The organism is Acidimicrobiales bacterium (genome assembly GCA_036270875.1).
In the GTDB taxonomy this organism is placed as follows: domain Bacteria; phylum Actinomycetota; class Acidimicrobiia; order Acidimicrobiales; family AC-9; genus AC-9.
In genome coordinates this window covers 23,052-41,996 of the sequence record DATBBR010000061.1, presented here as the reverse complement: position 1 = coordinate 41,996, position 18,945 = coordinate 23,052, and the positions used below count along the sequence as shown (strand labels likewise).

The following is an 18,945-nucleotide window of genomic DNA, read 5'->3' as shown; positions in this document are numbered from 1 at the left end:
CGCCGGGGCGAGGCGGTGCTGTCGACGCTGCGGACCACAGGCGTTTCCGAGGAGGGCCTGGCGAGGGTCAGGTGCCCGGCCGGGCTCGACCTCGGCGCCATCGCCCACGAGGAGATCGCCGTGGCCATCCTGGCGGAGCTGGTCCAAGAGCGCGCCAGTCGGGGGATGACGCGCCATCGGGCGGCCGAGAGCGGGCGTGCGGTCGACCCGGTCTGCGGCATGACCGTCACCGTGGCGTCGACCGCCGATACCGCTCGGCACGGCGACGCGGTGTACTTCTTCTGCTCGAGCGGGTGCCGCCGACGATTCGAGGCCGACCTCGAGCGGTTCGCGTAGTCAGGCGGGGTCGGGGTCGGTCGCCTGGAGCCGGGAGTACGCCGCGGCCGCCGCCTGGGTGCGGGGACCCGGGCAACTGGGGAGGGCCCGCCCATCGACGGCGCCAATGGCTTGCACGTTGCGGGTCGCCGAGGTGAGGAAGGCCTCCTCGGCGCCTGCGAGGGCGGTGATGGGCACGTCCCGCTCGACGACGTCGAGCCCGCAGCGCTCGATGATCAGGCCCCTCGTCACCCCGGCCAGACAGCCGGCTGACAGCGGCGGGGTCAGCAGCTGCCCGTCGAGGACCAGGAAGACGTTCGTGCCGCTGCCCTCGCAGAGGTTGCCGGCGGTGTTCGCGAAGATGGCCTCCGACGCGTGCTGCCGCCGGGCCTCGGCCAGGGCCAGCACGTTCTCGGCGTACGAGGTGGTCTTGACGCCGACCAGGGCGCCGCGCTCGTTGCGGGGCCAGGGGACCGTGACCACGTCGGTTGTTGGCGAACGCTCCGGTGCCGGGCCCAGCAGCACGGCGGCCGTGGGCGTGCCGTCGCCCCGGTCGGAGCCGAGCGGCCCCGTTCCGCTGGTGTAGACGACCCGGATGACGGCGTCGCTGGCCCCACTGGCGGCGGTCACCTCCTCCACGGCAGCTCGGAGAGCACCGGTGTCAGGAGCAGGCAAGCCGAGGGCGCCCGCGGAGCGCACGAGGCGGGCGAGGTGCCGGGTCACGCCCAGCGGGCGGCCGGCGCGCACGGCGATCGTCTCGAAGACACCGTCGCCCACGGTCAGGCCGCGGTCGAAGGCGCCCACCTGGGAGTCGCCGTTGTCGAGCAGCTCCCCGTTCACCCACACCTTCATTGCCGAGTGTTGGCGGAGGTCTCGTCGGTGGCCCATACCTCGGCCAGGAAGTCGGCCATCTCGCCCGTGAGCCGGTCCGGCCACAGCCGCAGCTCCAGCGGGGAGCGGGCCCGCACGAGGCGGCCGTTGGGCAGCTCGCGCACAAGGTTGGTGGCGTCGTTCAACGGGTGGATGAGGTCGTTGCGGTGGCCCAGGACCAGGGTGGGCACGGTGATGGTCCTCCGCTCCTCGACCGCGGGCGCAGTGGGACCGACGAGGATGCCGTGGAGCACGGCCGCCATCTGCTCGGGAGGAAGCGACGCTGCGTTCAGCATGCTGTTCAACGGGCCGAAGGGCGTCCGGGGCAGGCTTCGCACCAGCCTGCTGACAACGGCGGCCACCGGGGTGGCGTAATGCAGTGCCAGGACGAGCGGCACGAACAGCACGGCGGCCGCCGGCACGGCCCACTCCAGGGCCGGCATCTCGAGCACCAGTCCGCGAACCCGCTCGGGTGCCAGAACGGCTGCCTGGAGGCTCACGTTGGCGCCGAGCGAGACGCCGCCCAGGACCGCCTGCTGGGCGCCGAGCTCGTCGAGCAGGGCGAAGACCTGGCGGGCGTAGAGATCGATGCGGTACGCGGAGGCGTGGTCGGGCTTGTCGCTGCGCCCATGGCCGAGCAGGTCGAGCAGGACGACCCGGTTGCCCCGGCGGGCCAGGGCCTCGGCTATCCCACGGTTGAGATTGGCATCGAGCAGCAGGCCGTGAAGGTAGACGAGGAGGCGGTCGCCCTCACCGTGCACCTCGTACGCGAGCTCTCTTCCCTCGTAGCGGAACGTCCGGGCCCCGCTGGGCGGAGTGCTCGGCCCGGCCGGATCGGGGCTCGGTGGGGGGACGAGGCGCGGTTCGGGGAGCGGGTCGAAGGCCTGGGCGGTCATTCTCCCAGCTTACGGGGGCTGCCCGAATCCCTGATCTCGAGGCCCTTCCAGAGTGTCGCCACCGCGTTCTCCGCCCATCTCGGCGGGCGCTCCCTGCCGGCCAGATGGCGGGCGAAGAAGGAGCCGATGAGCATCTCCATGACCAGGTCCAGGTCGGCATCGGGCCGGATCAGGCCGAGCTTCTGCGCTCGCCGCAGCAGTTGTCGGCTCCGCTGCTTGCGCGGACCGATGATGCGCTCACGATGCAGCTCGACGAACTCGGAGTCGCCCCGGTCGATCAACAGCGATCCGATCACGTCGACACCGACATCTTCGAGCGCCGTCTCGAACTCGTCCAAGAAGGACACGAGATCGCGTTGCGGGTCGTCCGACGGGTGAGCGAGCTCGTCGACAGGGATCATCGTCGCAAGCGCCGCCGTGGCCAGATCGGCCTTGTTGCGGTAGCGCCGGTAGACCGTCGTCTTGGCCACGCCTGCCTCACCGGCGACCGCCTCGACCGACAGGGACCGGTAGCCGGCGTCTCTCAGCAACCGCAGCGTGGCGGCCAGGATGGCCTCGTCGGTGTGTTCGTCCCGCGGCCGGCCTCGTGAGGGAGCCGCCGAGACGGAGGCGGAGGACGGCACCGCTACGCTGCCACCGGGGCGGGCCGGGCGTCGGGCTCGTACGACGTGACCACGAAGTCTCGTTGGCGGACGAGCACGGCCGCCAGCACGGCGCCCACGAAGGCGGTCACCGAGGCCACGATGAACAGCTCGTTGAGGCTGCTGATGAAGGCCTGATTGGCCGCGTGGCTGACCGTCCCGCGGAATTGCGGCGGCACGGCGGCCAGGACCTGGCGGCTGCCTCCGGCGGCGACACCCTGGGCGATCTGGCTCGTGTGCGCGGCAGCCGGCGTGCCGGCCAGCAGCCCACCCAGCTTGCTCTGAACGCTGCTTTGGAAGAGGGCACCGAGATAGGCGATCCCTGTGGCGAACCCCACCTGGCGGAACGTGTTGTTGATGCCGGAGGCCATGCCGCTGCGGGCCGGCTCCACCACGCCGACGGCCGCCGAGGCCAGCGGGGGATTGATCATCCCGATCCCGATACCGGCGAGGAGGAAGCCGGGCAGCAGGCCGGTCCACGTGTCTCCCAACTGCCGGCCTCCCATGAGGACCAGCGCGATGCCCACCAGGGCGAGGCCTCCGCCGAGGAAGATGCGGATCGCCAGCCGGGCGGACAGCTTGCCGGCGATCGGGGCGACGACGAACGCCAGCACCGTGACGGGAAGGTAGACGAGGCCCGCCTTGAGGGGGCTGTAGCCGAGGACGTTCTGCAGGTACAGCGAGATGTAGAGGAACATCGAGAACATCGACGCCGCGATGAGGAACGCCGTCGTCGAGGCGCCGACGAAGGCGGGCTTGCGAAAGAGGCTGAGGTCGAGCATCGGATGCCTCCGGCGGGACTCGATGGTGACGAACGCCACCATGGAAGCACCGGCGCCGATGAGGAAGCCCAGGATCAGGGGGCTCGTCCAGCCGTCGTTGTTGCCGCGTATGAGGGCGTAGACCAACAGGGCGAGCGCCCCGCTGAACGTGATGGCTCCAGGCCAGTCGATGCCGCCGGGACTGACGTCGCGCGACTCGGCCACGTTTCGCAGCGTGAAGGCGACGGCCAGGACGCCGATCGGCACGTTGACTAGGAAGATCGACTGCCATCCGAGGCTGTCCGTCAGTACGCCTCCGAGTAGGGGACCGACCGCTACCGCGGCCCCGATGACGGCCCCGATGATGCCAAAGGCGGTCGCCCGCTCGGGTCCCCGGAAGGCCTGGGCGATCAGGGCGAGCGACGTGGCGAACATCATGGCCCCGCCGATGCCCTGGAGGGCGCGCGAGGCGGTCAGCATCAGGGGATTGACCGCCAGGCCGCAGAGCAGCGACGCGGACGAGAAGACGACGAGCCCTATCACGAAGATCAGGCGCCTTCCGATGCGATCGGCCACCGACCCCGACACGAGCAGCACCGCCGCCAGGGTCAGGGCGTACGCGTCGACCACCCACTGAAGATCGGAGAAGGTGGAGTGCAGCGACCGCTGGATGTCGGGGAGGGCGATGTTCACGATCGTGATGTCGAGCAACAACATGAACGTGGCCACGGACACCGCGGTGAGCGTCCACCACTTGCGATCGACCATGGGATCCTCCGGCGGGGTGCGGACATGGCGCTCGCCTGAGCGCGCGATCAGCTACGCAACGTACCGTATCCAAATCTCGGCCGGTGCACACCCGCCCGGCGGCCTGCCGCGCCCGATAGGCAGGCGCCGGCGGCCAGGCCGATAGCGTTGTCCGGTCGTGGCCCAGCCGAGCGCGCAGGAGTCGATGGGACGGGTCGGGCTGCCCGCCCCCGTCCAGGAGCTGGCTCGGCTCCCGTGGGACGCGGTGATCGTCGGGGGCGGCCACAACGGCCTGGCCGCCGCCGCCTACATCGCCCGTGCTGGTCGGCGGGTGCTCGTGGTCGAAGGGCGGGAGCGTCTGGGCGGGGCCTGCACCCTGGAGCAGCCCTTCGACGACCCCGACTGGCACGTCAGCCCGTGCGCGTACCTCGTCGGGCTGCTGCATCCGCTGGTGGTGGAGGAGCTGGAGCTGGCCCGGTACGGCTACGGCTATGAGGTCGTCGACCCGCACCTCTGGTGTCCCCTGGAGGACGGGTCGGCCCTGACGCTCTGGGACGACCCCGTCCGCTCGGCGGCCGAGGTGGCCGCCGTCTCGCCCCCCGACGTCGACGGGTACCTCGCCTACGAGGACCTCTTCGGACGCCTGCGGCGGGCGCTGCGGGGCCCCGATCCGATCGGCGACACGTGGTTGGGCGACGCGCCAACACAAGAGGAGCTGGTGGCGCGCCTCGGAGATGATGGAGAGGCTGTCGACGTGGTGCTCGGTGCCTCGATCGCCGACGTCCTCGAGCGGCACGTGAAGGACTCGCGGCTGCGGACCGCCCTCCATGGTCAGGGGATCATCGGCACCTACGCCGGTCCCCGTGACGCCGGGACGGCAGCCGTCCACGCCATGCACGCGTCCGGGATGCTGGGCGGCAAGGGCGGGGCTTGGGGTTACGTGCGCGGCGGGATGGGTCGGGTGTCGTTCGCACTGGCAGACGCAGCCCGGGCGGCCGGAGCGGTCGTGGCGACCGGGGTCCCTGTGGCCGCCGTCGTACCCGGTGTGGGCGTCGTGCTCGAAGGGGGCGAGACCATCCGCGCCGACGCCGTGGTGTCGAACGCCGATCCAAAGCGGACCTTGGCCCTGTGCTCGGGCGATGTTCCCGGGCACTACCGCCGGCGCCTCGAGGAGTGGCGGATCGACAGCCCGGTGGTGAAGGTGAACTGCGGCCTGGCCCGGTTGCCCCGTTTCGTGGCTGCCACCGACGACACGCCCTTTCGCTCCATGGTGACGATCAGCTCCGGCGTCGACGACACGCAGGCGGCCTGCGCCGCGAGCCGTCGCGGCGTACCGACGCCGGCATGGTGCGAGCTGTACTTCCAGACTGCGTATGACCCGACCATCGCGCCGCGGGGCAAGCACACCATGAGCGTCTTCGCCCAGTACGCCCCCTACCGACTGGCCGAGGGTGACTGGACCACCCGGCGCGAGGAGGTCGGCGATCTCGTCCTGGCCAGCATCGCCCGCTTCGCCCCGGACGTGTTCGATGTCGTCGAGCACCGCCAGGTGCTGGGTCCTCCGGACATCGAGGCCCGGACGGGACTGACCGGCGGTCACATCTTCCAGGGAGAATGTCTCCCGGACCAGATGTGGGACCGACGGCTCACGCCGCGCACACCGGTTCCCGGCCTGTACCTGTGCGGCGCGGCCACGCACCCGGGCGGCAGCGTGATCGCGGCCAACGGCCGCAATGCAGCCATGGTCGTGATCGCCGACCTGGCTCGGCGACGCAGGACGCCTGTCAACCCCGGCTAGACACCACTCTCACCGGGGCTCACGGCGCCGACGCTCCTACGGCACCACCCAACGGCGTCCGCCCCGGCCCGAAAGCAGGCGCCCGAAGCTCATGTCGGGAAAGTGCACGCCTGCCACCGGAACGCCCGTGTCCTCGATCTCCCGGGCCAGCGCTGTCCGGGTCCGCCGGGCGAGCGCGGGATCGACGTCGCCGAGGATCGCCCACTCGTCGTCCACCAGCTGCACCGGGCAGTGGGCCACGTCTCCCAGCACGAGCGCTCGATCGGCGCCCGAGGAGAGCACGACCACCGTGCTGCCGGGCGTGTGCCCAGGAGCGGCCAGGACATCGATGCCGGGAAGCAGGGGCCCGCTCGCGTCCCACGTCTCGAGCCTGCTCTCGACCGGCGACAGCTTCTTGGTTGCCCCGGGGTCCGGTCCCACGAAATGGGTCCAGTCCCGTCGGTCGCAGCGGTACGTGGCGTTGGGGAACACCACCTCGCCCTTTCTCGTGGCCCAGCCGACGTGGTCGAAGTGCAGGTGGGTGAAGACGACGTCGGTCACTTCGCTCGGCGTGACCCCGTGGGCGGCCAGGCTTTGGAGGAATGCTCCGCCGGCAAAGGGTCCCTTGATCGAGCCGACCCCGGCATCGACCACGGCGACCCGGCCCCGGTGCCGAACCAGGAACCCGCCCAGCTCCAGGGGAAGCAGGCCGTCGTCGGTGAGGAGCTCCCGGTGGGGCGCCCACTGGTCCGCTGTCGTGCCGGCGAAGGCCTCGCCGGGGGGGAAGTAGGCGGTGCCGTCGTGCACCGGCAGGACCTCGACGTCTCCGATCAGCATGGTCGCCAGCATGGCGCCTAGCTTGATGCCATGCCGAGCGGGTGTGGTGAGGGAGCTTGCCGTGGATGACAGCAGCACAGGTGCTCCGATCGAGGCGCCGGCGTTCGATCCGTTCGAGCGTGGGTTCTTCGCGGACCCGTACTCGCGGTACCGGGCGCTCCGGGAGCATGACCCGGTGCACCACAGCCCCCTCGATCTGTGGATGCTCTTCCGCTACGACGACATCGTCGGTCTGCTGCGCGACCCGTCGTTGAGCGTCGAGCCCGAGAACGCGGCGCCGACGCTCCGGGCCCAGGTATTCGAGGAGGTGGCCGGCGAGCGCGTCGTTCGCCGGCCGCGGTCCATCCTGAGCCTCGATCCTCCCGATCACACGCGGCTGCGCCGGCTGGTCTCCAAGGCGTTCACCCCCAAACGGGTCGAGGCCCTGCGGCCACGGGTTCAGCAGCTCGTCGACGAGGCGCTCGATCGTGTGGCCCCGGCAGCCAGGATGGACGTGGTCGCCGATCTGGCGTTTCCGCTGCCGTTCACCGTGATCTGCGAGCTCCTGGGGATGCCCGAGGGCGAGCGCGATCAGCTCCGGGAGGCGTCGCACACGCTGGCCGGGACGCTCGACCCCATCCTGACCGCCGAGCAGATCGAGGAGGCGATGCGGGCCTCCGATCTGATCCGTGCCTACGTGACCGACGTCGTGGCGTGGAAGCGCGCCCACCCGGCCGACGATCTCCTGTCTGCCCTCGTCGAGGCCGAGGAGGAGGGCGACCGGCTGTCGGAGGGCGAGCTCCTCGACCAGGTCGTGCTGCTCTACATTGCCGGGCACGAGACCACTGTCAACCTGATCGGGAACGGCACGCTCGCCCTGCTGCGCGACCGGGGTGCCTTCGAGCAGCTGGGTGCGGACGCCGACCTCGCCGTCAACGCCGTCGAGGAGCTGCTTCGCTACGACAGCCCGGTGCAGTTCTCCCGGCGCATCACCCTCTCGGACCTCAAGATCGGCGACCGGCTCATCGAGGCGGGAAGCTTCGTGCTCACGTGCCTGGGCTCGGCCAACCACGATCCGGGTCGCTGGGGTGCGGACGCCGACCGCCTCTCGCTGGCCCGGACGGGCGCGGCCCAGCACCTGTCGTTCGGCAGCGGGATCCACCACTGCCTGGGCGCGGCCCTGGCCCGGCTCGAGGGGCAGGTGGCGTTGCACACGCTGGCCCGGCGCTTCCCGTCGGCGGCGCTCGAGGACGAGCCTGAGGCGTGGAACGGGAGGATCGTGCTCCGGGGCCTCGACCGACTTCCCGTGTCGCTCGACTCCTGAGGTGGCGGGCCGGCTTCATGTGGCCGTCGTCGGTGCCGGCGACGCCGACGAGGAGCTGGCCGCGGCGGCCGAGGAGGTGGGGCGCCGGCTGGCCCAGGCGGGCGCGGCCGTCGTGTGTGGGGGCCTCGGAGGCGTGATGGAGGCGGCCTGCAGAGGGGCGAAGTCGGCGGGAGGGCTCACCATCGGTGTCCTGCCGGGCCGCCGGCGGGCGGACGCCAACCGCTGGGTGGACGTGGCCATTCCCACGGGCATGGGCGAGACCCGCAACGCCCTCGTCGTGTTGAGCGCCGACGCCGTCGTCGCCGTCGGCGGCGAGCACGGCACGCTGTCGGAGGTGGCGTTCGGTCTCAAGCTGGGTCGGCCGGTCGTCGGCCTCAGGACCTGGCGACTGGTCCGGGGCGACGGCGCCGCCGACGAGAGCATCGTCCCCGCCGAGGACCCGCAAGCTGCTGTCGCCGTCGTCCTGGCGCTCACCGGCCACCTGCGCCCCTAAGGCGTAGTCGTGTTTCACCTTTGGTCGAAAGTGGGGCCGTCGCGCCGGGCCCCGGTGCCCACTTTCAGTGGTCTTGTCCCGTCAGCCGGCGGCCAGCTGGCTGGCGAGCTCGGTCCTGATGCTGGAGCAGCTCGGAACGCCGCCCGAGTCGGGACTCGTCGGTTGTGACCACGCACTGTTGATGGAAAGGGGCAGCTCGGGGACCTGCCAGGCCGACGAGGCCGGCCCGATGATGCGCTCGGCCACGGACAACAGGCTCGAGTCGGAGGGCGAGCCGCCGCCGAGCACGTCCTGGATCATCGCGTCCGCGTTGGGATCACCCAGAAGCCCGCCGTGGAACGCGGGCACCACGGCGGTGGGGATGCCGAGGGGCTTGGCGTTGCCGGAGGCGACGGCGTCCGCCAACGGCAGCACGGCGTACTGGCGCACGCCCGCCACCGGGCACGACAGGACCGAGCGCAGGGCCGGCGCGTCCTGGACGATCGACCGGAGGAAGGGTTGGCTGGGCGCAAGGTCGACGGTCGTCTCCGCTCCCACCGTGTCGCTCAGGCCCTGGAGGCCCAGGCCTCCGACGACTCCCCATCCGGCGACGCCCGACGGTGGGTAGTAGACGCGTGCCGGCTGCACCAGGGGGCTGACCATGATCAAGGTGCTGACCGGAGCGTGCGGGGAGGCGGTGAGATAGGTCTTGGCCACCAGCGAGCCCTCGCTCTCCGCGACGATGCTCACCGGCTTGCCCGTCTGGTGGTAGAGCGCGTCGACCTGATCGGACATCAGCCGCTCGAGCTGGAGCAAGGGCTGTTGGGTATCGGCCGACTGGTAGGGCAATGGCCGTCCAGCGGCGTCAAGGCCCCGGTAGGAGAAGCGCTGTTCGTCGTAGTGCCCCGAGAACGGGGGAGCGGTCTTGCCGTTCCAGCTGCTCCAGAATCCGCTGGCCACCAGCACGGGCTTGCCCGTCGCCTGCGCCGGCCCGCCCTGGTTGCCCGGGTCGGGGCCGGCGGCCGCAGCATCGGCGCGCGAGCTGGCGGGGTGGCTGACGGTCGCGAAGCCGATGGCCGATCCCCCGACGACCACCCCGAGCAGCACGGCCAGGCCCGCTGGGGCCAGGGGGAGGAACCGGTGCGAGCGCGCCGTGCCGGTGACGGCATGCACCATGCCGAACCACGCCCAGGCGTTGAACACGCCGGTGAGGGCGGCGATCGGGACCCACAGCGCCCTCGGGGACACCGCCGTCAGCCCCGCGGAAACGGTCAGGACGGCGAAGGTCAGGGCGATCCAGCCCAACGCCCGCGGCGCCGGCGCCCGTCTCCACCAGCCGCTTGTGATGGCCCCGTGATGAACGAGAAAGGCGAGCAGCAGCACCGTCGGCACGGCGGCGAAGAACAGCCAGGACACCGAGACCACGGCCAGGCCGAACAGCAGGATCGTCCACGGCATCAACAACAGGGCGACGAGGAACGTGAAGGCGATGCTCCGGGTCAGCAGCACGCGCGGCGCCGGCCGCGCGATGTCGTCGGGCCACGCTTCACGAACGGTGAGGGCGGTGAGCAAGCCCCGGGCGAACAGGACGGCGGCCGCTTCGGCGAGAAAGCCGGGCCAGGAGTTGTGGTAGACGATCAGCCACCGAAGGTCGTGGAAGGCTCCGAACGGCACCGGGGCGTTCACCTGGGGGGCGAGACCCATGCCCGACTGCACGCCGAGCTGGGTCAGCAGGGCGGCCTCTAGGGCGCCGGCGCCCGAGCATAGGGCGATAAGCCGCCAACGGGACAGGAAGCGTGAAGAAGAACGACCAGGTTGTGCTGGCGCCTCACGTCGCATCGAAAGCTCCCCGTCTGAGGGCCCAAGCGTACCGACCCGGCCGACCCGGCCCGCAGGCGTGCCCTGTTGCACCCACCTTCTAACCTCTCTCCAAGGGGCTCATCATGGTTAGACAACCGATGAAGAGGGGTGGCGGATTCCAGGGGCGCTCCCCGTGTGGGCGCGGACGGTTCGCCGCCCGTCCGGGGTCGCAACCGGCATGAGAGGGGGGCTGCTGAAGCGCGGCGGCTTTCGCACGCTCCTCATTGGCCAGGGCGTGTCGTCCCTGGGCGACTGGATGGCCACGATCGCCTTCATGGCCTTGGCCCTCGCGCTCACGGGCGACTCGGCCGCCGTCGCCGGCATCCTCGTCCTGCGCCTGGCGCCGGCGGCGATCGCAGGCCCGCTCGCCGCTCGGATCGTGCGCCGGTGGAACCGCCGCAACACCATGCTCGCCATGGACGCGCTGCGGGCGGGTGCGATCGCACTGGTGCCCTTCGTCCACGCTCTGTGGTGGATCTACCTCTGGGCCTTCGTGGTGGAGGCGGCCAGCCTGGTGTTCCTGCCGGCGCGGGATGCGTCGATCCCGGACCTCGTCGCGGACGAGGACCTGCCCAAGGCCAATGGCCTGATCCTCGGGTCGTCCTACGGGACGATCCCGCTCGGTGCAGCCGCGTTTGCCCTCGTGTCGTTGCTGGCGGCCGGCAGCGTGAGCACGTCCTCGCCCCGAGGGGTGGCGCCGACGTTCTGGGTGGACGCAGCTACCTACGTGGTCTCGTTCGCCATGCTGAGCCGGATCCGGGGACTCGCCGCGGCACCGGCCCGTGCCGTTCCACCGCACCAGGGCGAGCACCCGAGCGGGTTCCTCTCGGCCTTTCGCATCCCCCTCGTGCGGGCGGTGGCGCCGGCCGCCCTGTCCGTCTCCTTGGGCATCGGGGCCCTCTTCTCTCTCGGGATCGTCTTCGTGCGGGGCGTGCTGCACGCGACCGACATCCAGTTCGGTGTGCTCGTCGCCCTGTTCGGCGTGGGTGCGGCCATCGGCCTGGTGGTGCTTGGCCGACTGCGTTTCCACGGCATGACGGGGGTGCTCTGGTGCGTCGCCGGTCAGGGAGTCGTCATCGCCGGGATGAGCCTGTCCCCGGGCGTTCCGCTCACCTATCTCGGCGCTACGGCCTTCGGCGCGTTCACGGCGGCCTGCCTGGCCGGCGCAATGAGCCTGCTCCAGGAGCGCCTCGACGGCGAGGAGCGGGTCCTCGCCTTCGCCGCCTTCCACGTGGTCATACGAGTGGGTCTCACCCTCGCTGCCCTCGGTGCCGGGTTGGCCGCCGATCAGCTCGAGGGGGTGCGGTGGCCCGTCCTCGGCATGCTGCCTCCCGCCCGGGTGGTGCTGATGTGCTCGGGCCTGTTCGTTGTCGCCTCGGCCATTGTCACCTGGCTCAAGTTGCGACGGCAGCCCGTCGCCATCGGTCCTAGGGATGACGTCGCCGGCGTTGTCGTGTCCCTGCCGGATTATCCGCTCGCTGGTCCCGGGCCCACCCGAGCGCTCTCCGACGACGGTCGTTCCGAACCGGGCCCGTTCGTGTTGCCACGTCGGCCGCCCGGCGGTTGAGCAACGGAGAGAACTCCTCGGTCTGCCGAACGGTGCGTTGTCGTCAGGGATACTCTTGCGCCGTGTCCGAGCGGGTAGCGTCGCTGCGTAGCCTCGTGCTGATCAGGCCGGAGCTGGAGCCGATCCGCTTGGACGGCTCGGTCGAGGATGCTGTGCTCCTGACGGCCGACGGCTTGCACCTGAGTGCCCGCTGGTGGCGACGCCCGGAGCGGGCGCGGGCAGCGGTGGTCCTGGTGCACGGTTTCGGCGCGTCCAAGGAGGACGGCGGGATTCGGGCGCTCGCATCCGATCTCCATGGGGCCGGCTTCGACGTGCTGACCTACGACGCGCGCGGCCACGGCGCGTCAGAGGGCAACTGCACCGTGGGCGGCGAGGAGCGCCTGGACGTGGCTGCGGCCGCGGCCCTGGCCGCCGAGGGGGGCCAGCCGGTGGTGCTCGTGGGCGTCTCCATGGGCGCCATCGCCGTCTTCTGCCACGTGGCCTCGATGGCCGATGAGGCCCGGCCAGCGCCGGCGGCCTCGCTGGCAGCCTCACCGGTGTCGCCGGCGTCGCCGCCGGTAGGCGGGGGCGGGACCCCGATCGCCGGGATCGTCGCAGTCAGCGCGCCGGCTCGCTGGCGGATGTCGCCCAGCCTCGTGGGGCTCGCCATCGTCGCCCTGACGAGGACCAAGCTCGGGCGCTGGGTCATGCTCCACCGCCTCGGCGTGCGCATCAACACCGGATGGGTGCTTCCCGACCCTCCGCTGTCGGCCATCAGTCATATGGGCGTGCCGGTGGCGCTGGTCCACGGCCGCCGCGATCGTCTGATCCGGGCGGCCGAGGCGCGACTGTTGTTCGACGGGGCCGCAGAGCCGCGCCGCCTCGATGTCGTCGCCCGCATGGGGCACGGGATCGACGACGCGGCGCGCGGGGCCGTGGTCGAGGCGATCGACTGGGTGATGGACGTCCCGAGCGGCGAGGTTCCCGCCGCCAACGGCTAGCGCTGGCGAGGAGGGTCGGCGCCGGCTATCCCCACCACCACGCCAATCCGGTGAGCGGGCCGGTGTGGACGATCATCACGGGCCCGAAGGAAGCGACGAAGGCCGTCGCCGGCTCCACCTCGGAGCGCACCACGTCGATCATGCGCTGGGCGGACTCGGGGTCGGCGGCATGGAGGGCGGCGACGTGCAGCGGCGCACCTCGGACCTTGGATCGCCGCCAGTGGCTCAAGAGCTGCTCGAGAGCGGCGTCGCGGCTGAGCGAGGGGCGCAGGGGGCGGATGCCGCCCTGGTGGAACTCGAAGAGGGGGCGCAGGCCGAGATAGGTGCCGGCTCTCCCTGCGATGTCGGGGAGGCGACCGCTGCGAACCAGGTACTTGAGCGTGTCCACGGCGGCGACGAGGCGGACCCGGCTGCTCACGAGGCGGGCTCTGGCCACCACCTCGTCGAGGGGGGCGCCGTTCTGGGCGGCCTCCGCCGCCGCCAGCACGACCAGGCCCTCGGCCCCGGCGGCCGTGGAGGTGTCGACGACCTGCACCTGCCCGTCCAAGGACTCGGCCGCGAGCAGGGCGGCCTTGTGGGTGCTGCTCATGCGCTCGGAGACTGTGAGCACCACCACGCCGTCCCCTGACTGGCGCGCCTCGATGGCCTCGCCGAATGCTCCCGGGGCCGGTCCGGCGGTGTGGACACCCTCGTCGATCCGGCGCACGACCTCCTCGAGAGTGACCTGATCGTCCGAGTACGTCGTGCCCCCGATGGTCAACCGCATCGGCACCACGGTGATGTCGAGCCGCTCGGTCAGGCCCTTGTCAAGGGAAGCGGCACTGTCGGTGATGACGGCTACGGCCATGACCTCTCGGTTCGTGCGATGAGCGCGGACGGGGGCGCTGGCATGTGAGCGGCTAGGAGATCACCTCAGTACGTCCCGGTCAAGAACCAGGCGACAGAGGTACGTATCCAGTCGCGAACGGCCCTCCGGCGGCCCGTTGCCGAGGAGGCGCTTGGCCAGGAGTGGGACGACTATCGCTGCACCAGTCCAGGCTCCCCTCCGACCCCGAGTCGCGGCCAACGCCGGGGCCAGCCCCAGCATCGCCAGGAAACTTCCCAGCGCCGTGTGGCCGCTGAGCCTACCGCCCGCCAGCCCGACCGCCAGCACGGCCGTGCCCTCGGGCGCCAGCACCAGGAGGCCGCCCAGCGCCGGGGAGATGCCCCGTCCGCCGGCGCCGGCCAGGAAGGGCGACCAGTTGTGGCCCACCACGCCGAGCCCGGCAGCCCCGGCGCCCAACTCGGGCCGGCGTCGCCCGGCCAGGATCGGCCCGAGGGCGCCCTTGGCCAGCTCGAGGCAACCGACCACGGCGAGCGGGCCGAAGCCGGCCACGCGGTAGAGCGAGGTGCCCGAGACAGTGCCCGAACCCGTCGTGCGCAGGTCGACGCCCCGGAGCCGTCGGGCGGCCAGATTCGAGAACGGGATCGACCCGGCGAGGAAGGCCGCGGCCAGCACGGACCACGGGGGGGAGTCGTCCCGATGCACCCCGTCAGCATTCCCGACCTTGGCGGCGACAAACAAGCCGCCCGGCCGCAGGCTCAGGAGGGCTGCTGGGTCACCGTCGCCGGCTTGGCCCGCGACGACCAGTGGAGGCTGAACCCCTCGCCGTGCAGCGCCCGCCGGAACCACATGGCCGACACCACGATGGCCGACCCGATGGCGAAGAGGGAGGCTGCCGTCTTCAGCAGGACGAATGACTTCACCGAGTACGTGAGCAGCAGCCAGAGCGTGAGGCTGGCGTTGCTGAGGAAGACGAACGTCCACAGGAGCGACACCCGCAGGAAGAACTTGCGGACGAAGGGCTGGCGCAGCAATGCGGGGTCGAGCGGACAGAAGTCCTGGGCCAGGCGCTCAGCCAGCGGGCGTCCCGCCGGGACCGAGACGAGGAAGGCGCCGGCGACGAGGAACGTCCCCAGGGTCGGCTGGAGGAAGTAGACGAAGGCGCTGCCGGTGGCCATGGCCAGCGCCGTGCGCACGGTGAGCAGCGCACAGGCCAGCACCAGCATCCCCGGTACTGGCCGGCCCGTCACCACGCGGCGAGCCACCGCCACATAAGAGAAGCCCACCGTGGCGAGCAGGGCGCCACGCAGGCCGAGGAGCGAGAGCATCACGTAGAACAGCACCACCGGACCGACGGTGCTCTCCACCAAGCTCGGCAACGCGTGCCGAAGGAAGGCTCGAGGTGCAGGGAGGTGAATGGTGTTCGCAGCGAGAGGCAAGGAATGTTCTTCCGAATGCGAGGAGCCAGGTCGCCAGGCTGGCCGGGCAGGTCCATCACCCGTAGGCGCCGTCCGTGTGGCCAACCGTACACCCATATGGCTCTGATGGTTCGACAGCATCCATACCCACACCTGCGGCTCTCATGCGCTCGGGCGTTTAGGTTTTGTTACGTGCGCTTCTCCCTCGAGCAGTCGATCGCCGCGCCCCGCGACGCGGTGGAGGCCGCCTTCCTCGACCCCGGGTTCTACGCTGCGCTCGGAGAGCTCTCCGCCATTCGCCCCCCGGAGGTCCTGGAGCAGCGCGTGGAAGGCCCTGACGGCAACCTCGTCCACCTCCGCGTCCAGTACGCCTTTGCGGGGAACCTTTCGGGACCGGCCCGAGCCGTGCTCGATCCCGATCGTCTGACGTGGGTCGACCATTCGACGTTCGATCGGGGCGCGCACCGCATCGACTTCGAGATCGTGCCCGATCATTACGCGGATCGTCTGCAGTGTGAGGGTTGGTACCGGTTCGAGCCGGATGGCGAGCAGGCCACCCGCCAGCTGATGGGGGGCGATCTCCGGGTCCGATACCCCGTCGTGGGTGGACTCGTCGAGCGGGCGATCATCGTCGGGATGCGCCAGCACCTCGGTGAAGAGGCCCGGATCCTCGAGCGGTGGTTGCGAGACAGCGGCCAGGTCGTCAGGGACAAGGGTTAGCGGGCCTACGGGCCGCGTCAGGACGGCGCGCGGCCCGAGACAGCATCCGCGGCGCGGCGGCGGGTCACCACTACCGTCGTTGATCGGTGCCCTGGCAGCTCGACTCGTTCTCACGTTCTCTCACCGGAGCCGCTCCTGGCACGGTCGAGGCCTATGGCCGGGACGTGGCGGCGTTCGTGGCCTGGGCCGAGCGGGGGGACCTTCACGGGCCGGACGCGATCGATCGGCTCCTCCTGCGGCGGTACCTCGCCTACCTCGCCACCCGCGGGTACGCCCGCAACACCATCGCCCGCAAGGCCGCCGCCCTCCGTCGCTATTTCGGCTGGCTCCGGCGGAGCGGCGCGTTGCCGTCGGATCCCGCCCGGCGGCTGTCAGCGCCCGCGGGTGAGGACCGGCTCCCGCGGGTGCTCACCCGGACCGAGGTCGAGGCCATGCTCGACACACCGGCAGCCCGGGCCGCCGCCGTACCTGACGCCGTGCGACGTCGTGACGACGCCGTGCTCGAGCTTCTCTACGGCAGCGGGCTTCGGGTCTCAGAGCTGACGGGCCTCGACCTCGGCGACGTCGATCTGTCCTCGGGCATCGTCGTGGTCTGGGGAAAGGGGTCCAAGCAGCGGCGGGTGCCCATGCACGCCGCCTGCGTCGAAGCCCTCCGGGCATGGTTGGCCGAGGGCCGGGAGTCGTTGGTCCGCCCGAGCTCTCCCGCCGGTGCCATCTTCCTGAACGCCAGGGGGAACCGGCTGGGACCGCGGGACGTCCGGCGCATCCTCGACCGTCGTTCGAGGATTCCGACCCACCCCCACGCCCTCCGGCACAGCTTCGCCACCCATCTGCTCGACGGGGGCGCCGATCTTCGGGTGGTCCAGGAGCTGCTCGGCCACGCCAGCCTGCAGACCACCCAGGTGTACACCCACGTCAGCAAGGATCACCTGGTCACCGTCTACGAGAAGACCCACCCCCGAGCATGACGGCGGCGGTGGCCCCCCCAGTCCTGAGCGGGGCGCCACCCGTCCGTTCGGTAAGCTCGACCAGTCGGGCCGGTCCTCCGGCCGGCGAGACCATCACCCGTGCGTGCCCACGGTCGCCCTTCGGGGCGCTGCGCGCGGGGTCGGACAACCGATGGGAAGGAGCCAGCAGTGGCCGTCGTGACCATGAAGCAGTTGCTGGAGGCCGGGGTGCACTTCGGCCACCAGACCCGGCGCTGGAACCCGAAGATGCGCCGTTTCATCTTCGGGGAGCGCAACGGTATCTACATCATCGACCTCAATCAGACGCTGAAGCGCATCGAGGTCGCCTACTCCTTCGTCCGGGACCTCGTGGCCGGCGGTGGGACGGTGCTGTTCGTCGGCACCAAGAAGCAGACCCAGGACGCCATCTCGTCCTATGCCAACGAGTCCGGCATGCCGTACATCAACGAGCGATGGCTCGGGGGCATGCTCACCAACTTCGCGACCATCAGCGGTCGGGTGAAGAAGATGCAGGAGTACGAGCGCATGAAGGCGGCGGGTGACTTCGACGCCATGCCGAAGAAAGAGGCCCTCATCCTCTCCCGGGAGCTCGACAAGCTCCAGCGCAACCTGGGTGGAATCCGCACCATGAGCCGGCTCCCCGACGCCATCTTCGTGATCGACACGAAGAAGGAGCACATCGCCGTCACCGAGGCCAACAAGCTCGGCCTGCCGATCCTGGCGGTCGTCGACACCAACTGCGACCCCGACATCATCCAGTACGTCATCCCCGGCAACGACGACGCCATCAGGGCGGGCACGCTCATGTGCCGCATCGTGTCCGACGCCGTCAAGGAGGGCAGCTTCATCGCCTCCCGGACCGGCGGCGCGGCGGCGGGCGGACCTCCTTCCGCGCCGGACCCAGCGGCGGAGGAACGGCGGGCTCGCGAGCAGGTCGAGGCGCGTCGCCAGGCGGCGGTCCAGGCCCAGGAGCGAGAGATGCGGCTGGCCCAGCAGGCCCGCAATCGCCCGGCGAGCCCACCCCCGGCGAGCTCGGCACCGGCCAACCCGGCACCGGCCAACCCGGCACCGGCGCCCGATGGCGAGTCGTCGAAGGCGCCGGCCCAGTCCACCGCGAACCAGTCCACCGCGAACCCGTCCACCGCAACCGAGCCGGCTGGCGCCCCCGCCGAGGCCCAGGAGCACTAGCGATGCCCGAGTTCACAGCCAAGGACGTTCAAGCCCTACGCCGGGCGACCGGTGCCGGGATGCTCGATGCCCGGCGAGCCCTGCAGGAGACCGACGGGGATGTCGAGGGTGCCAGGCGCTGGCTGCGGGAGCAGGGGCTGGCCAGCTCCAGTCGCCGCAGCGACCGACCCAGCTCCCAGGGCGCGGTGTCGGTCGTCGTCGACGGCCCCGGCGCGATCGTCGAGCTGCGGTGCGAGACCGACTTCGTGGCCAAGTCGGCCGAGTTCGTGCGCCTGGTCGAAGAGCTCACTCAGCTGGTGGCTGCCAAGGGCGAGGAGGCTGTGGCCGAGCGACAGGGAGACGTCGACGAGCTGAAGGTGACGCTCAAGGAGAACATCGGGGTCGGCCGGGTCGTCCGCTTTCTCCCGGCCGACGGGGCGATCCTGGACAGCTACCTCCACATCCAGAACGGGAGGGGCGTGAACGCCGTCCTGGTCGAGATGGTGGGGGGCTCCAAGGAGCTCGCCCACGAGGTGGCGGTCCACATCGCCTTCGCCCGACCTACGTACCTGTCCCGGGAGGACGTCCCTGCGAGCGAGGTCGAGACCGAGCGGGCGACCATCGAGAGCATCAGCCGCAAGGAGGGAAAGCCCGAGGCGGCCTTGCCCAAGATCGTGGAAGGCCGGCTCACAGGCTGGTTCAAGGAGCGGTGCCTGCTCGAGCAGCCGTACGCACGGGACGAGAAGCAGACGGTCGCCCAGCTGGTCGGCGAGGCGAGGGTGACCCGCTTCGCCCAGGTGGAGGTCGGGGTCTGAGTGCTCCA

At 71.0% G+C, this 18,945-nt stretch carries 18 protein-coding genes and 1 pseudogene; 10 read left to right on the top strand and 9 right to left on the bottom strand.

All coding sequences use genetic code 11. The annotated features are described in order from the left end of the window. A partial coding sequence (locus VH112_07175) for an XdhC family protein (GenBank protein ID HEX4540012.1) occupies positions 1-336 on the top strand: 336 nt, incomplete at its 5' end. On the opposite strand, the gene VH112_07170 is transcribed toward VH112_07175, so the two are convergent. Genes VH112_07170 through VH112_07155 form a run of 4 tightly spaced genes read right to left on the bottom strand, consistent with a single transcriptional unit; the run spans position 337 to position 4,251 of the window. Next, positions 337-1,167, bottom strand: a complete 831-nt coding sequence (locus VH112_07170) for an aminotransferase class IV (protein HEX4540011.1) — start codon at positions 1,165-1,167, stop codon at positions 337-339. After that, on the bottom strand, positions 1,164-2,081 hold the full coding sequence (locus tag VH112_07165; protein HEX4540010.1) for an alpha/beta hydrolase: 918 nt from the start codon (positions 2,079-2,081) through the stop codon (positions 1,164-1,166). The genes VH112_07170 and VH112_07165 overlap by 4 nt, the downstream gene beginning before the upstream one ends. Further along, complete coding sequence (locus VH112_07160) at positions 2,078-2,704, bottom strand: TetR/AcrR family transcriptional regulator (protein HEX4540009.1); 627 nt, start codon at positions 2,702-2,704, stop codon at positions 2,078-2,080. The genes VH112_07165 and VH112_07160 overlap by 4 nt, the downstream gene beginning before the upstream one ends. Positions 2,705-2,706: 2 nt before the next feature. Beyond that, positions 2,707-4,251 carry an MFS transporter gene (locus VH112_07155; GenBank protein ID HEX4540008.1) on the bottom strand — a complete coding sequence of 515 codons (1,545 nt, stop codon included), beginning with the start codon at positions 4,249-4,251 and terminating at the stop codon, positions 2,707-2,709. A 157-nt stretch (positions 4,252-4,408) separates the two neighbouring features. On the opposite strand from VH112_07155, the gene VH112_07150 reads away from it, so the two are divergent. Then, positions 4,409-6,028: an NAD(P)/FAD-dependent oxidoreductase gene (locus VH112_07150; GenBank protein ID HEX4540007.1), complete on the top strand. Its 1,620-nt coding sequence runs from the start codon at positions 4,409-4,411 to the stop codon at positions 6,026-6,028. Between the two features lie 36 nt (positions 6,029-6,064). Here the strand turns inward: VH112_07150 and VH112_07145 are convergent, their stop codons facing one another. Continuing rightward, a complete protein-coding gene (locus VH112_07145) occupies positions 6,065-6,856 on the bottom strand; it encodes an MBL fold metallo-hydrolase (protein ID HEX4540006.1) in 792 nt (263 codons plus the stop codon). A gap of 49 nt (positions 6,857-6,905) precedes the next feature. Here VH112_07145 and VH112_07140 point away from each other — a divergent pair, with 49 nt between their 5' ends. Next, complete coding sequence (locus tag VH112_07140; GenBank protein ID HEX4540005.1) at positions 6,906-8,147, top strand: cytochrome P450; 1,242 nt, start codon at positions 6,906-6,908, stop codon at positions 8,145-8,147. 1 nt (position 8,148) lies between these two features. After that, entirely contained in the window at positions 8,149-8,640 is a 492-nt protein-coding gene (locus VH112_07135; GenBank protein ID HEX4540004.1) for a TIGR00725 family protein, read from the top strand. 81 nt (positions 8,641-8,721) lie between these two features. Here the strand turns inward: VH112_07135 and VH112_07130 are convergent, their stop codons facing one another. Continuing rightward, positions 8,722-10,458, bottom strand: a complete 1,737-nt coding sequence (locus VH112_07130; GenBank protein ID HEX4540003.1) for a hypothetical protein — start codon at positions 10,456-10,458, stop codon at positions 8,722-8,724. Between the two features lie 199 nt (positions 10,459-10,657). Between VH112_07130 and VH112_07125 the strand changes: the two genes are divergently transcribed. After that, entirely contained in the window at positions 10,658-12,046 is a 1,389-nt protein-coding gene (locus tag VH112_07125) for an MFS transporter (protein HEX4540002.1), read from the top strand. A 62-nt stretch (positions 12,047-12,108) separates the two neighbouring features. Continuing rightward, a complete protein-coding gene (locus VH112_07120) occupies positions 12,109-13,026 on the top strand; it encodes an alpha/beta fold hydrolase (GenBank protein ID HEX4540001.1) in 918 nt (305 codons plus the stop codon). Positions 13,027-13,051: 25 nt separating this feature from the next. On the opposite strand, the gene VH112_07115 is transcribed toward VH112_07120, so the two are convergent. From VH112_07115 to VH112_07105, 3 genes are read right to left on the bottom strand one after another with little or no spacing between them, the layout of a single operon-like run. After that, positions 13,052-13,873 carry a DegV family protein gene (locus VH112_07115; GenBank protein HEX4540000.1) on the bottom strand — a complete coding sequence of 274 codons (822 nt, stop codon included), beginning with the start codon at positions 13,871-13,873 and terminating at the stop codon, positions 13,052-13,054. Positions 13,874-13,933: 60 nt separating this feature from the next. Beyond that, a complete protein-coding gene (locus VH112_07110) occupies positions 13,934-14,554 on the bottom strand; it encodes a glycerol-3-phosphate acyltransferase (GenBank protein HEX4539999.1) in 621 nt (206 codons plus the stop codon). Positions 14,555-14,607: 53 nt separating this feature from the next. Then, positions 14,608-15,384 (bottom strand): VC0807 family protein, encoded by a 777-nt coding sequence (locus VH112_07105; protein HEX4539998.1) that lies wholly within the window; start codon positions 15,382-15,384, stop codon positions 14,608-14,610. 75 nt (positions 15,385-15,459) lie between these two features. On the opposite strand from VH112_07105, the gene VH112_07100 reads away from it, so the two are divergent. The 4 genes and pseudogenes from VH112_07100 to tsf all read left to right on the top strand — a co-directional run bounded on the left by VH112_07100 (position 15,460) and on the right by tsf (position 18,937). After that, positions 15,460-15,987 (top strand): DUF2505 family protein, encoded by a 528-nt coding sequence (locus tag VH112_07100; GenBank protein HEX4539997.1) that lies wholly within the window; start codon positions 15,460-15,462, stop codon positions 15,985-15,987. Between the two features lie 137 nt (positions 15,988-16,124). Continuing rightward, positions 16,125-16,955 (top strand): annotated as a pseudogene (locus VH112_07095) (tyrosine-type recombinase/integrase). A gap of 168 nt (positions 16,956-17,123) precedes the next feature. Then, entirely contained in the window at positions 17,124-18,143 is a 1,020-nt protein-coding gene (gene rpsB, locus VH112_07090; GenBank protein HEX4539996.1) for a 30S ribosomal protein S2, read from the top strand. A 2-nt stretch (positions 18,144-18,145) separates the two neighbouring features. Beyond that, positions 18,146-18,937: a translation elongation factor Ts gene (tsf, locus tag VH112_07085; protein HEX4539995.1), complete on the top strand. Its 792-nt coding sequence runs from the start codon at positions 18,146-18,148 to the stop codon at positions 18,935-18,937. Positions 18,938-18,945 lie beyond the last annotated feature (8 nt).

Bases quoted from the DNA above. Each gene is read 5' to 3' on its own strand.
- VH112_07165 (HEX4540010.1), bottom strand. From the start codon at position 2,081: ATGACCGCCCAGGCCTTCGACCCGCTCCCCGAACCGCGCCTCGTCCCC.
- VH112_07155 (HEX4540008.1), bottom strand. From the start codon at position 4,251: ATGGTCGATCGCAAGTGGTGGACGCTCACCGCGGTGTCCGTGGCCACG.
- VH112_07130 (HEX4540003.1), bottom strand. From the start codon at position 10,458: ATGCGACGTGAGGCGCCAGCACAACCTGGTCGTTCTTCTTCACGCTTC.
- VH112_07125 (HEX4540002.1), top strand. From the start codon at position 10,658: ATGAGAGGGGGGCTGCTGAAGCGCGGCGGCTTTCGCACGCTCCTCATT.
- VH112_07115 (HEX4540000.1), bottom strand. From the start codon at position 13,873: ATGGCCGTAGCCGTCATCACCGACAGTGCCGCTTCCCTTGACAAGGGC.
- tsf (HEX4539995.1), top strand. From the start codon at position 18,146: ATGCCCGAGTTCACAGCCAAGGACGTTCAAGCCCTACGCCGGGCGACC.
- VH112_07105 (HEX4539998.1), bottom strand. From the start codon at position 15,384: ATGGGTGTACGGTTGGCCACACGGACGGCGCCTACGGGTGATGGACCT.
- VH112_07170 (HEX4540011.1), bottom strand. From the start codon at position 1,167: ATGAAGGTGTGGGTGAACGGGGAGCTGCTCGACAACGGCGACTCCCAG.
- VH112_07145 (HEX4540006.1), bottom strand. From the start codon at position 6,856: ATGCTGGCGACCATGCTGATCGGAGACGTCGAGGTCCTGCCGGTGCAC.